This window comes from Ruegeria sp. BB9 (genome assembly GCF_056539345.1).
In genome coordinates, this window is the sequence record NZ_JBQFUU010000002.1 from 637,756 (window position 1) to 649,871 (window position 12,116).

A 12,116-nucleotide genomic window follows, 5' to 3' on the forward strand; every position below is an offset into this window, starting at 1 on the left:
TCTTTGAGGTGGGATCGGGCATGAAACCTTTTTGAGGGCATTCATGCACGGATTGATCAACAAGGCAGTTCAATCGTTTGTATGCGCGACGTATGGGCGTGAGCGCTGGCTTCGGGCGACCGAGGCCGCTGAACTTGGGTTCGCCGAGTTCGAAGCGATGCTCGTATACGACCGGGAAAAGTCATATCGCCTGCTGGACGTGGTCTGCGATCAACTGAACCGTTCGCGGGACGAGTTCCTGGAGGATCTCGGAACCTATCTGGTCTCACACCCCAACATGGAAGGGTTGCGGCGCCTTCTGCGCTTTGGCGGCGTCACCTATGTCGAGTTTCTGCAGTCTTTGGATGATCTGGCCGATCGGGTCAAACTGGCGGTCTCTGACCTTGAGTTGCCTTCCCTGGAACTGCAGGAGCGCTCGCCCACCGAATTCGAACTGCACTGCCATCCCGGGCTGGATGGCTATGCCAATGTCATGATCGGGATTTTACGAGCAATGGCGGACGACTATGGCGCACTCGTGATTCTAACGCATGCCGGGCACCAAGGCGGGGTGGACGTCATCTCGATGGTTCTGGTCGAAAGCGCCTTTGCCGAGGGCCGTCACTTTGATCTGGGGGCGCGGAACTGATGATGGATCTGGATCAACTGGGCAGGATGTTGGAGACGTTGTGCCCGATGTTCACCCTGGTGGATAAGGATGGGCGTATCCTTCAGGTCGGGCCGACACTGCAAAAACTGCGCCCGGACCAGCCAATGGTTGGCAGCGGTTTTCTGGATATTTTTGAACTGGTAAGGCCCAGAACCGTAACGACTCTGCCGGCATTGATGGCGACGGCAGGTACCAAGCTTCATCTCAAGCTTCACGATGAACCGCGCACAGCATTGAAGGGGTTGGTGGCACCGCTGCCTGACGATGCAGGTGCGGTTATCAACCTGTCCTTCGGGATCTCGATCCTGGACGCCGTACGGGACTATGCACTGACAAGTGCGGATTTCTCAGGAACCGACCTCGCAATTGAATTGCTGTACCTGGTCGAGGCCAAGTCTGCGGCGATGGAGGCTTCGAGGTCGTTGAACCTGCGGCTTCAGGGGGCAATGCTTGCGGCCGAGGAACAGGCCTATACGGATACTCTGACCGGCCTCAAGAACCGGCGCGCGATGGACCATATCCTCGAGCATTTGGTTTCAACGAAATCCACTTTTGCGTTAATGCATCTGGATCTGGATTTCTTCAAAGCCGTGAACGACGAATTGGGACATGCCGCGGGCGACTATGTCCTGTCCCGGGCCGCCCGGATCATGCTGGAAGAAACCCGCAGCGACGATACGGTCGCCCGGATCGGCGGCGATGAATTTGTTCTGATATTCAAAAGCCTGTCGAGCAGGGCTCAACTTGAACGGATCGCCAATCGCCTGATTAGCCGACTTCAGAAACCAATGGTTTTCGAGGGCGAGACCTGCGCGATTTCGGCGAGCATCGGGACCGCCCTAACGTCACAGTTTCTGTCCCCAAAACCGGCTGAGATTCTGCACGCGGCGGATTTGGCCCTGTACGAGGCCAAGCGAAACGGTCGGTCTTGCCATCGCTTCTATTCCGAAGAGGCGCCGGCACCGGATTAGCCCGGTGCGTCGATAGGCTGGCTGCTTGGCTAATCAGCGAAAGCCCCGTCCAATGTCCGCGCGACATGCGACTGGATTTCATCCAACTCGCCGACCACAGGCAGCACCGGGCCGCGAAATGCGGCCTTCCCCAGCTCGGCGGGAATATCATCCAACACGTGGCCCCCGGTGCAGGCAAAGAACGGCAGGCAGATCGCATGGTCCCCGGTCATTTTCGCAGCGTCACTGATCGATGGGGCTTCTTCGACAAATCCGCAGCGGATTGATTTCAGTGATATCAACCCGGCCAAACGGTCAGCGAATTCGTGGGTGACGGCTGCCGGGTTGCGGCTGCGGCCTGAGCCGTGTGCGGCAATCAGCAGATCCGTCGACGTGGTGCTCCAACCTTGCTCGTCGATCAAAGGTTGCAGGGCGTGCGCCACCAGGTTGGGTAGCTGTGGATCGACGCCCAGCGGGTCGAGTTGCCGTACTGCACGCCCTTCAAGGCGTTTGGGAAGCGCAGAAGTCACAAACCACCCTTTCGCCATGAACAACGGATAAATCGCGCTGCCGTCCGGAATGTCATCAAGGACTTTTTCCAACGCGCCTGGCGCGGCGAGGGTCGCCGATCTGACTGTGACTCTATCCGTCAGTTGATCGATCCGAGTGGCCAGTCTGGCCAGGGATGCCTCGGCCGGGTCTGGGTCGGAGGGTTGGCCATGCGCTACGATGACAGCAGTCGGCATGCTTGGGCTTCCTTATTCTGTTTCGGGATAGGTGTGGCGCCCTCACGCAAAGTCAATTCGTCTTTACCCGAGTAACGTCAACCACATCCATACCGTAAGAATGGACACGCCTGTGCCGATCAATACCGAAGAGGCGGCAACTCGTTTGGCCCGGCCGTACATATTGGCGAAAATGTAGGCGTTGAAACCGGGCGCCATCGCCGCGTTCAGAACGCCCGAGCGGAAAAGATCTTGCGGCAGGGCGGTCGCTGTACCGAACAACCAAACCAGGCTTGGATGCAGAACAAGTGAAACGCAGCAAACATAGCCGATTGTCCGCAGGTCACCTTCGGGCTTGTATTTGACCAGAACTCCGCCCAGGGCGAATAGGGCACCGGGCAATGCTGCGCGGGTCACCAGGCTCAGGGCCTCGTCTGCCACAGCCGGAATACCGACACCCGTGAGATTGACGATGAAGCCCAGAGCAATACCCAGGATCAGCGCGTTCTTGAACATTGCCGAAAGCACCGACCGGGCCATGCGCATACCGCCATTGCCTCGGTTGCGGATGACCTCCATCACGGTAATACCGACGCAGTAGCAGAACGGCGAGTGGAACGCGATGATCGCATAGTTTCCGGTCAGGTTGTCGGGACCATAGGCGCGTTCGGTGATTGGCAGGCCCAGCAGGACCGAGTTCGAAAACAGGCAGCAGAACCCGATCGCGACGCAATCTTCCCATTCGCGCTTGAATATCAGGCGAGCGCCGAAAGCCCCCGCAAGGAAACACAGAGCTGCGGCGGTATAGAAACTGCCCAGAAGGCGCGGGTCAAAGCTGGCGCTCAGGTCCAGATGGGCGATGGCCAGAAACAGCAGGCAGGGGATTGCGAACCCCTGCGTGAACTTCATCAGCCCGTCGATATGCACTTCTTTGAAGTAACCCGTCAGCGTCGAGACATAGCCGGCCCCAATCACAAGAAAAACCGGAAGGATGACGTCGATCAGGCTTTGCAACATGTCACGACCTCAATCCAGGCAGTTCGGTCAGAGCTGGGGGAAGCGCGTGCAATCCGATGTCCTACAATGGTTGCCGGATCACCAAGCCGTCATAGGCAGGCTCGACATAGTCCGGGGTCTCGGCATCGACGGCTGCATAGTCCAGATCGATGTGCATATTGGTCAGAACCGCCCGAGCCGGCTTTAGCTGTTCGATCCAGCCAAGGGTCTTTTCCAGGTGGGCATGGGTCGGATGCGGGTTCCGGCGCAGCGCGTCAATCACGAGGCAGTCCAATCCCTGAAGCTCGGGCCAGGCATCATCGTAGATTTCCGCAACATCAGGCAGATAGGCCAGGTTGTTCATACGAAAACCAAGCGCATCGATCGATCCGTGGTTCACCTTGAACGGGCGAAACGGGATTGATCCTCCCGGACCGTCTATCTCGAACGGACCGTCAATTGTCTTCAGGTCGAGGATCGGTGGATAGGGTGAGCCTTCGGGTTGAATGAACGCGTAGCCGAACCGCCCCAGCAATGCGTTTTGCGTGTCGCCATCCGCCCAAACGGGCACCCGCGCGCGCATGTTGAAAACGATCATGCGCAGGTCGTCGATGCCGTGGACATGATCGGCATGCGAGTGTGTGTAGACAACGGCGTCGAGGCGTCCGGTTCTGGTGTCCAGCAGTTGGCTGCGCATGTCCGGGGTCGTGTCGATCAGAACCGAGGTCGTGCCGTCCGGCCCGTCCCGTTCAACCAGCATCGAGCACCGGCGGCGGATATTGCGCGGATTTTGCGGGTCACAATCTCCCCAATGCCCACCCAACCGGGGGACACCGCCAGAGGAGCCACAGCCCAGGATCGTGAACCGCAGCATGCTCATGCGGCAACCGGGTAGGCGGCCGCCTTCGCAAACAGTCGATCAAAATTCGCTTGGGTCTGCGCGGCGAAATCCGGGTAGTCCATGCCAAACAGTTCGGCGCCGACCCGGGCGGTGAAAGCGGTATAGCCGGGCTCGTTCCGCTTGCCCCGGTGCGGCGGCGGGGCCAGGTATGGTGCGTCGGTCTCTATCAGAATTCGATCGACAGGCGCTGCCGCAAAGATATCCCTCAGCTCTTGGCTTTTTGGAAAGGCCGCGATGCCGGACATGGAGAGGTAGAACCCCAAATCCAACGCTGCCCGTGCCAGTTCGGCCGAAGACGAGAAGCAATGCATCACACAGGAGTAAGGTGCGTTCCGAAACTCGTCCTGCAGGATCGCCGCCATGTCCTCGTCGGCTGCACGGGCGTGAATGATCAGCGGCAGGCCTGTACTTTGGGCGGCCTGAATGTGAAACCTCAACGAGCGTTTTTGTATTTCGGCGCTGTCGGCGGTGTAGTGATAGTCCAGCCCGGTTTCGCCGATGCCGACAAATTTCGGATGTCGGGACAATGCGACGAGTTCGTCGACGCTCGCCAGTGGCTCTTCGGACGCGCTCATGGGATGGGTGCCCGCAGCGTAGAATACCGGGGCATGTGTTTCGGCGATCGCGCGCACGGTCGGCTCATTGCGCAGACGTGTGCAGATCGTCACCATGCGTGTCACGCCCGCTTCGACCGCACGAGCGATAATTGCGTCCAACTGGCCCTCGAAATCCGGGAAATCCAGATGGCAATGGCTGTCAGTGATTGCGGGAGGTTGGGGCGTGTCGCTCATCTGCTCGGACCGGCGGTTTCCTGAATCTTGAACACCGTATCTAGGACGACGGCGACAGGGTCAAGGTTCACCGCCTTCCCGTGCCGCGCACGGGCCGTGATGATGGATGCGGCCTCGGCCCAGCCCAAGGCTTGTGGGCGCGAGGATGACAGGCGCAACAGAACTTCGGCTTCGTTTGGCGCAGCTTCGGGCTGCGGAGGCGCGCCGGTCGCACCTGTCAGAGCAAGGCGAGAAAGGGCGATGTCAATCAGATTCAAAAGCAGGTCATAGCGCTCGGCTGCTCCGCGCTGCGCGGCCGCTTCGGCCAAAGCCAGCGCGCGCTGGCGGTCGAGGCGGGGCAGGGTGCCAAGTATCTGGATCAGCTCGGCATAGATCTCCATCCCGCCCAGATTGATCAGCCGTACCGCGTCGCCTACGGAACCGGCGGCCAATGCCGCGAGGTGATCGGATTGCGGAGGCAATTCGGCCCCGGTCTGTGCCAGCGCCGATTTCATGTCCTCCGGCGACAGCGGTGACAGGCGCAGGGTACGGCACCGCGAGCGGATCGTCGGCAACAGCCGTGACGGCTGATGCGAAACCAGCAGCAGTGTCGTGCGGGCAGGGGGCTCTTCGAGCATTTTCAACAACGCGTTTGCGGCGCTGACATTCATTTCGTCCGCCGCATCCACGATAACCACGCGGCGCCCGCCGTCCGCTGAACTGAGGCCGAAGAAGCGCCCCAATTTTCGGATGTCATCGACAACGATTTCGTTACGCAGGCGGCCCTGATCATTCAGGGATCTGGTGATCGCGGCCAGACCGGGTTCGGCCCCCGCCAGCATCCGCGCTGCAACCGGGTGGTCCGGCGCGATGTCGAGTGTCGTCGGAGCCTCGGGCGCGCCGCACAGCCCGTCATCCTGTTGCGGCGGCGTGGCCAGCAGAAACCGCGCGATGCGCCATGCCAGGGTCGCTTTGCCCACGCCACGAGGGCCGGTCAGAAGCCACGCGTGATGCAGCCGGTCAGACGCAAAGGCGGTCAGGAAGGCTTGCTCGGCCGCATCCTGTCCAAACAGCCTGCGTGTCTCGCGCGGGTGAAGCGCGCCGGGCGCCTGGTCCGGTGTGGGTGTGTCGTCGCTCATTCGTGAATTACCGCAGAACCTTCAGGACGGTTTCTCTCACATCCACGGCCACGCTGTCCACGTCGCGATTGCCATCGATCACACGGAACCGGTCCTTGAACTCGTCCGCCAGCGCAAGGAAACCCGAGCGCATGCGTTTTTGAAGGGCCGGGCCAAAATCCTCGAACCGTTCTTCGGTGCCTTGCCGGCCTTTGGCGCGGGATAGCCCGATTTCCGGATCCATATCGATCAGCAAGGTCAGATCGGGCTCGCGGCCGATCATCAGGCCGTGGAGTTGGTCCACCAACGCGCGCAGATCTCCGCGCGACAGGCCCTGATACATTCGGGTGCTGTCGGCGAACCTGTCGCAAATCACGATCTTTCCCGCATTCAAGGCAGGTTCGATCGTGCGCTCCAAATGATCGCGCCGTGCGGCCGTGAACAGAAGAATTTCGGTTTCCGCCGACCACCTGTCGGGGTCGCCTTCGAGGACCAGACGGCGAATCTCCTCGGCCCCGGGCGAACCGCCCGGCTCACGCGTCAGAACAACGTCATGTCCGGCCACCTCGAGGCTTTCTGCCAGCCTGCGGGCCTGCGTGGACTTGCCCGAACCGTCGATCCCCTCGAATGTCAGGAACAGACCGCGCGGGCTCACATCGACTCCAGCGGGGTGTTGATCATGTCTTTCAGGACGATGCCGCCCACGGTCATCAGCCGCACCAGGAACCCGCCCATCGCCACATCCTCGGCCGCGACCAGAGGGCGCCGGATTTCCGGCAAACCTTCGGGCTGGATCACAAGTTCGGCCAGTTGCTGGCCCTTGGCGATCGGAGCGTTGATCGGGCCTTGATACACGACTTCGGCCTGGACGTTCTGATCGCCCAGAACGGGGAACAGAAGGGTGAGGTCACCGTCGGGCACAAGCCCAACCGTCTTTTGCGCGCCCATCCACACTTTGGCCTGTGCTATCGGCGTCTCGGCGTTGGCAACTGTCCTCTCGACAAAATTTCGAAACGACCAGTTAACCACGGCCTCAGCCTCCTCTGCCCGGCGAGAGATGCTGTCGAGCCCGGAAAGAACGAAGACCACCCGGCGATCGCCTTGCTTGGCCGATCCGACAAGGCCATAGCCCGCCTCTTGCGTGTGGCCGGTCTTCAGGCCATCGGCACCGATATCCAGTTTCAGCAACGGGTTGCGGTTGTTCACATTCGACGGGGCGCGGCCGTCAAATTCGAAGGTTTCCTCGGCAAACAGCGGATAGTATTCGGGAAAATCGGTGATCAGCCTGTCGGCCAGCACGGCCAGATCATGAACCGACATCATGTGACCTGCAGCAGGCCAGCCGTTCGAGTTGGTGAAGTTCGAGTGGTTCATGCCCATCTGCCTGGCGCGTTGGGTCATGTAGCGCGCAAAGCCGGCCTCGGTACCGTCCGGGCTAAGCGCTTCGGCGATCACGACACAGGCGTCATTGCCGGACAGGACGATGATGCCCCGCAGAAGGTCCTCGACCCGGACCCGGTCCTGCGTGTTCAGGAACATGGTCGAGCCGCCATAGCTCATGGCATGTTCCGAGACCGGAAGCGTTTCATCCAGCGTCAGTCGACCGTCGCGCAGGGCTTCGAATGCCACGTAGAGCGTCATCAGCTTGGACATCGATGCCGGTGGGAGCGGCTCATCGGCATTCTTCGACAATAGCACAGTGCCTGTCGTCTGATCGATCACGTAGGCCGCGCGCGCGGACGTGTCGAAGGCGTGAACCGGCAGGGCCAGCAGGGCAAGGCCCGCGGCCAGAACAGCCGATTTGAATGAGGTCAGCATTGGACCCTCCTGTTCAGTTCTTCACGATAAAGGCATCGGTAAAGCCCAGGTCTTTCATATCTCCGAGGATCGCTTTGCGTTCGGCGCGCGTTGTGGCAGGGCCGACCAATACACGCCAGACCGACTTGCCCGCCGACTCCAGTTCCAGAACTTCGGCCGCCAATCCGTTCGTGCGGACCTTTTCGGCGGCGGCTTTCGCGTTCGCTTCAACTCCGAACGTTCCGATCTGAACATAGGGTTTGGTCAGGTTCGACGATGCGGCTGTGCCACTGGCCGCCGCAGCCGGCGTCGGCTCGGATGCGTCAATGGCGGCAGCGGCACCTGCGATCGGGTCCAATGGCGTCTCGGTAATTTCATTGGGATCTTTCTTCTGCCACCACTTGCGTTTTTTCTGGGCGGGTGGCGGTGCGACGACCGGATCCGTCAATGCAGCGGTCGCGGACGCATCTGCCGCTTCCTCAATCGCGGGCGCAGTTTCGTCGGCCGCGGCGCTTGCGGCCGCTCCGGCCGCGGCAGCACCGGCGACCATGGCACCGGTGTTTTCAGGTGTCTTTTTCTGCCACCATTTCCGCTTGGCCGGCTTTTCTTCGACCTTTTCGTCGGGCCCGGCCGTTGTGATTTCTTCGGCTGCGGTTGCTTCGGCGGCGTCTGCAGTTTCTTCGGTCGGGGCTGCTTCGGGTTCCGGTGCAGGCTCCGGCTCGATCGTTTCGCGACGGAGTGCAACCACCTGCAGACGGGCAGGAGCGCCGGCAAGCATTCCCAGTTTTTCAGCCGCTGCCGAGGACACCTGAAGGGCTGGCCCGGGCAGGTTTCGTTCCCGGCGGAACAAGGCGCCCGTCACGGTCTTGTTGTTGCTTGTGTTCTTGATGGCGACCCGCTCGGGCTGAGATGCGCTGGGGTGCGCCACCCAGATGCCACCCAACGAGGGACGCCCATCCCATAGCCCGGCCTCGGTCACTTCGAAGACGTCCGGCGCTTCAATATCGCGCTGAGAGCCGCTGGCGACTTCGGGGAACAGTTCCGTGGTGTTGCTTTGGGTCTGCCCATCGTCACTGGCTGCCTTAGAGGAAGACTTGCCTGTGTTCAAAGCTTCGTCGCATCCCGTCAGCGCAGTCAATGCAACAACCAGCACCGCCAACGGCCGCGGTCCAAAGCGTGTCTCTGTCGCTCGCTTCATATTGTGTTATCCCTTGCCTGTAGGGCCTTTGCGTGGCTGGCCCCAACCGCGGTTCGACCGGTTCTTTTGCCGGCCTCCTGCAGTCCTTGCGCAAATCATAACCTGCGGGTTGTTTCAAGGAAAGACCGCGGGTCCGGCTTCGGCAAGAAATCCCTCTTTTGGACTTGCCACCAACCGATGTTCGTCCTAGACCGCTGCCTGCGCCGGGGAGGTGGCAGAGTGGTCGAATGCGGCGGTCTTGAAAACCGTTGGGCGTGAGAGCGTCCCCAGGGTTCGAATCCCTGTCTCCCCGCCACCCATTCCCGTCTCACTCTATTGATACTTTCTGCCCCGGATTTCTGCCGCGACATCAGCGGTTTACCATACCCGTTTTCTATCAGAGACGATCTAGCAAGCACAACTAGGCCACGGTTCTAACGCCAGTCTCAGTTCCGTATTTTCGCGGGGTCGCTTTGGGCGGATTTTCCCTGATAACAGGGAGTTTACAGCGAATTTCGGCATTTTTGGCGGAATTTCCTGATTTTGTCTTTGTGATAATGGCGTGATATCAATGATTTACGCCCCAAATTCCCTAAACTGTGGAACAGGGAAATTTTTTCACGGTAACAGGGAAGTTCTGCGTCGGAACAGGGACGTCACACCGGGTATCAGGGAAGCCGGAATTTTGGAGAGTTTCAGAAGCCGAAGATGCGCTCCTGCTCCGCCCAATCCAGCGGGTGGGTGACGCTGACCAGGCGCTTGAGGGTAAGCTCCGGCGGCTGGCTGCCGTCGAGAATCGCGGCCTGGATCTTCGGCGACAGGAAGGCGAGTTGGGCGCGGGTGCGGATGAAGGAGGCGGGCACCTGTTCCTCGCGCGCAATGTTGACCAGCTGGACGCCACTTTTCAGATTGCGGACCCAGCCATGGGCGCGGACCAGCATGGAGCGGAGATGCGGATCCGGGTGAGGCTGCACATCGCCGGCGATGATCTTGGCTTCGACGCCGCGGCGTCGCAGGTCGAAAGGCGCTTCGATTCTGAGCAGGTCCGGGTTCAGATCGTCTGGCGAATGGCCAAGCGCGCTTGCCAGGGCCTTGCCGTCCAGGTCGAGGCAGATCCGCCCGCGCTTGAGCGTGCCAGAGGCAAGCAGGCCGGCGCAAATCGTTCCGCCGGTGTCGCGGAGCCGGGTGGCCAGTTCTGCGACCGCGGACTTGATTACAGATGCGGACCCGGCCTCGGGCCGCGCGAGGATCCGGTGCGATGCGGATGCCTCCTGCAGATGTGTGATCACGATGTTGCTAACCGCCGTCTCCAATGCTGGTCCTGACAATCGCCAACCGGTGGGATCCGTGCCCCCGGAGATCAGCCTGTTGGAGACGTAGTAGCGTAGCCGTCGGCCCTTGCGGGTGGTGTGGGTCGGGGTGAGCCAATCGCCGGTGTCATCTCGCAGCTTGCCGGTCAGCCAGGCGCCGGGGGCCGTCCCTCTGGATGGAGTATCGGGTGAGGGTTGCGCGCGGGACCGTTGTGAGGCTTGCCGCATCCTCTCCTGCACCCGTTCCCACAGGTCCTCGTCGACGATCGCCGGGTGCTGGCCGGGCCAGAGCTTGTCCTTGTGGCGGATCTGGCCGCGATAGACCGGGTTGCGCAGCAGGTAGTAGATCTGGCCGCGCGACAGCAGGCGATTGCCCCTAACGGTGCCATCAGCTCGGACAACCCGTTTCGAGCACAACCCCTCGGCAGCGGCCCGCTCCGCCACCCGGCGCAGGCAGCGCAGTTCCGCGTAGAGATCAAAGAGGCGCCGGACGGTGCTGGCCTCTTCCTGGTTCACCACCAGCGTGCGGGCTTTGGGATCAGGGTGGCGGTCGAAACCCAAGGGCAGGTTGCCGCCCATCCAGAGGCCTTTCTTCTTGGAGGCGGCGATCTTGTCGCGGATGCGCTCGGCCGTTACCTCGCGTTCGAACTGGGCAAAGGACAGCAGCACGTTCAGGGTCAGTCGACCCATGGATGACGAGGTGTTGAAGGACTGCGTCACCGAGACGAAGGAGCAGTTGGCCTGTTCGAGCCGCTCGACGAGCTTGGCGAAGTCGGTGAGTGAGCGGGTCAACCGGTCGATCTTGTAGACCACCACCATGTCGATGCGCCCGGCATCGATCTCTTCCAGAAGCCGCTGCAGGGCAGGGCGTTCGAGCGTGCCGCCGGAGAGGCCGCCGTCGTCGTATCGCTGTGGCAGCAGTGACCAGCCCTCGTGACGCTGGCTAGCGACATAGGCGGCGCAGGCCTCGTGTTGCGCATCCAGCGAGTTGAAGTCCTGGTCCAGCCCGTCCTCGGAGGACTTGCGGGTGTAGATGGCGCAGCGGACTTTGCGACGCGGGCTCATCTGGCGCCCTTTCCAGTGAGACCGAAAAAACGGGGGCCGGACCAGTGCGCCCCGGTGATCTCGCGGGCGATGGCCGAAAGCGAGCGGTAGGCGCGACCGTTCCAGGCAAAACCGTCCTCGGTGACATCGACCACATGGGTCACCCCGTTCCATTCGCGCAGCAGGCGTCCCCCGGGTTTGAGGGCAGGGGGCGTCGGCCGTGGCTTTTGGTCCGCCCCCTTGTCCAGCGCAGCCGTCACCTTCCGGGAGAGCCCGCCATGACGGCGGGCCTGCAGTTCGAAGGCGAGGAAGCGGCGCAGGAAGGGCTGGCTCAGCATTGCCGGGGCAGGGCGGTCGAACAGCTGCTGCCAGAGCAACAACAAGCCCTTCCGATCCATCGCTTCCAGCTCGGCGATTTCCGCTGGGAAGGTCATGCCTGCGCCTCCGCCTCGGCAACGAGGTGGTAGGTGGCCGGCGCGCCCGGTTTATCCGATGCTCTGCGTTCGATCGTTGCGCCTTTCTTGCGCAACATGCTGAGGGCGGCCCGGGCCGAGTGTTGCTGCCAGCCGGTGGCCTTGCAGATGTCCGCGAGGCTGGCACCTGCGGGGTGGCGAAGCAGGGTTTGTACCCTATCGGTCTTGGTGTGTTTGGTTTTGGGCATGTCTGGTCTCCTCGTGTT

At 61.4% G+C, this 12,116-nt stretch carries 13 protein-coding genes and 1 tRNA gene; 3 read left to right on the forward strand and 11 right to left on the reverse strand.

Going from position 1 to position 12,116, the window contains the following annotated elements:
* The first annotated feature begins 43 nt into the window (after window positions 1–43).
* Together ACR0FC_RS10570 and ACR0FC_RS10575 are read left to right on the forward strand one after the other, a co-directional pair.
* Window positions 44–628 (forward strand): heme NO-binding domain-containing protein, encoded by a 585-nt coding sequence (locus ACR0FC_RS10570; protein ID WP_170340428.1) that lies wholly within the window; start codon window positions 44–46, stop codon window positions 626–628.
* Window positions 628–1,620, forward strand: a complete 993-nt coding sequence (locus ACR0FC_RS10575) for a GGDEF domain-containing protein (protein ID WP_170340430.1) — start codon at window positions 628–630, stop codon at window positions 1,618–1,620. Before ACR0FC_RS10570 ends, ACR0FC_RS10575 begins: the two co-directional genes overlap by 1 nt.
* Before the next feature lie 29 nt (window positions 1,621–1,649).
* On the opposite strand, the gene ACR0FC_RS10580 is transcribed toward ACR0FC_RS10575, so the two are convergent.
* From ACR0FC_RS10580 to ACR0FC_RS10615, 8 genes are all read right to left on the reverse strand, one after another.
* Complete coding sequence (locus ACR0FC_RS10580; RefSeq protein WP_170340432.1) at window positions 1,650–2,345, reverse strand: CbiX/SirB N-terminal domain-containing protein; 696 nt, start codon at window positions 2,343–2,345, stop codon at window positions 1,650–1,652.
* Between the two features lie 63 nt (window positions 2,346–2,408).
* The gene (locus ACR0FC_RS10585; protein WP_170340433.1) at window positions 2,409–3,341 is read right to left on the reverse strand and encodes an AEC family transporter; all 933 of its coding nucleotides are present in this window, start codon (window positions 3,339–3,341) and stop codon (window positions 2,409–2,411) included.
* A 61-nt stretch (window positions 3,342–3,402) separates the two neighbouring features.
* On the reverse strand, window positions 3,403–4,200 hold the full coding sequence (locus ACR0FC_RS10590) for an MBL fold metallo-hydrolase (RefSeq protein WP_170340435.1): 798 nt from the start codon (window positions 4,198–4,200) through the stop codon (window positions 3,403–3,405).
* A complete protein-coding gene (locus tag ACR0FC_RS10595) occupies window positions 4,197–5,012 on the reverse strand; it encodes a TatD family hydrolase (RefSeq protein ID WP_170340436.1) in 816 nt (271 codons plus the stop codon). The genes ACR0FC_RS10590 and ACR0FC_RS10595 overlap by 4 nt, the downstream gene beginning before the upstream one ends.
* Complete coding sequence (locus ACR0FC_RS10600) at window positions 5,009–6,130, reverse strand: DNA polymerase III subunit delta' (RefSeq protein WP_170340438.1); 1,122 nt, start codon at window positions 6,128–6,130, stop codon at window positions 5,009–5,011. The genes ACR0FC_RS10595 and ACR0FC_RS10600 overlap by 4 nt, the downstream gene beginning before the upstream one ends.
* A gap of 7 nt (window positions 6,131–6,137) precedes the next feature.
* A complete protein-coding gene (gene tmk / locus ACR0FC_RS10605; protein ID WP_170340441.1) occupies window positions 6,138–6,764 on the reverse strand; it encodes a dTMP kinase in 627 nt (208 codons plus the stop codon).
* Window positions 6,761–7,927: a D-alanyl-D-alanine carboxypeptidase family protein gene (locus ACR0FC_RS10610; protein WP_170340443.1), complete on the reverse strand. Its 1,167-nt coding sequence runs from the start codon at window positions 7,925–7,927 to the stop codon at window positions 6,761–6,763. Before ACR0FC_RS10610 ends, tmk begins: the two co-directional genes overlap by 4 nt.
* Before the next feature lie 13 nt (window positions 7,928–7,940).
* Complete coding sequence (locus tag ACR0FC_RS10615) at window positions 7,941–9,104, reverse strand: SPOR domain-containing protein (RefSeq protein ID WP_170340444.1); 1,164 nt, start codon at window positions 9,102–9,104, stop codon at window positions 7,941–7,943.
* Between the two features lie 205 nt (window positions 9,105–9,309).
* Between ACR0FC_RS10615 and ACR0FC_RS10620 the strand changes: the two genes are divergently transcribed.
* A tRNA-Ser gene (locus ACR0FC_RS10620) sits at window positions 9,310–9,399 on the forward strand.
* A gap of 379 nt (window positions 9,400–9,778) precedes the next feature.
* On the opposite strand, the gene ACR0FC_RS10625 is transcribed toward ACR0FC_RS10620, so the two are convergent.
* From ACR0FC_RS10625 to ACR0FC_RS10635, 3 genes are read right to left on the reverse strand one after another with little or no spacing between them, the layout of a single operon-like run.
* Window positions 9,779–11,458, reverse strand: a complete 1,680-nt coding sequence (locus ACR0FC_RS10625; RefSeq protein ID WP_170340447.1) for a recombinase family protein — start codon at window positions 11,456–11,458, stop codon at window positions 9,779–9,781.
* Entirely contained in the window at window positions 11,455–11,871 is a 417-nt protein-coding gene (locus tag ACR0FC_RS10630; RefSeq protein WP_170340449.1) for a DUF2924 domain-containing protein, read from the reverse strand. Before ACR0FC_RS10630 ends, ACR0FC_RS10625 begins: the two co-directional genes overlap by 4 nt.
* Window positions 11,868–12,098, reverse strand: coding sequence for a DUF3489 domain-containing protein (locus ACR0FC_RS10635; protein WP_170340450.1), 231 nt, complete (start codon window positions 12,096–12,098; stop codon window positions 11,868–11,870). Before ACR0FC_RS10635 ends, ACR0FC_RS10630 begins: the two co-directional genes overlap by 4 nt.
* Window positions 12,099–12,116 lie beyond the last annotated feature (18 nt).

Bases quoted from the DNA above. Each gene is read 5' to 3' on its own strand.
- ACR0FC_RS10570 (WP_170340428.1), top strand. From the start codon at position 44: ATGCACGGATTGATCAACAAGGCAGTTCAATCGTTTGTATGCGCGACG.
- ACR0FC_RS10575 (WP_170340430.1), top strand. From the start codon at position 628: ATGATGGATCTGGATCAACTGGGCAGGATGTTGGAGACGTTGTGCCCG.
- ACR0FC_RS10580 (WP_170340432.1), bottom strand. From the start codon at position 2,345: ATGCCGACTGCTGTCATCGTAGCGCATGGCCAACCCTCCGACCCAGAC.
- ACR0FC_RS10585 (WP_170340433.1), bottom strand. From the start codon at position 3,341: ATGTTGCAAAGCCTGATCGACGTCATCCTTCCGGTTTTTCTTGTGATT.
- ACR0FC_RS10590 (WP_170340435.1), bottom strand. From the start codon at position 4,200: ATGAGCATGCTGCGGTTCACGATCCTGGGCTGTGGCTCCTCTGGCGGT.
- ACR0FC_RS10595 (WP_170340436.1), bottom strand. From the start codon at position 5,012: ATGAGCGACACGCCCCAACCTCCCGCAATCACTGACAGCCATTGCCAT.
- ACR0FC_RS10600 (WP_170340438.1), bottom strand. From the start codon at position 6,130: ATGAGCGACGACACACCCACACCGGACCAGGCGCCCGGCGCGCTTCAC.
- ACR0FC_RS10610 (WP_170340443.1), bottom strand. From the start codon at position 7,927: ATGCTGACCTCATTCAAATCGGCTGTTCTGGCCGCGGGCCTTGCCCTG.
- ACR0FC_RS10615 (WP_170340444.1), bottom strand. From the start codon at position 9,104: ATGAAGCGAGCGACAGAGACACGCTTTGGACCGCGGCCGTTGGCGGTG.
- ACR0FC_RS10625 (WP_170340447.1), bottom strand. From the start codon at position 11,458: ATGAGCCCGCGTCGCAAAGTCCGCTGCGCCATCTACACCCGCAAGTCC.
- ACR0FC_RS10630 (WP_170340449.1), bottom strand. From the start codon at position 11,871: ATGACCTTCCCAGCGGAAATCGCCGAGCTGGAAGCGATGGATCGGAAG.
- ACR0FC_RS10635 (WP_170340450.1), bottom strand. From the start codon at position 12,098: ATGCCCAAAACCAAACACACCAAGACCGATAGGGTACAAACCCTGCTT.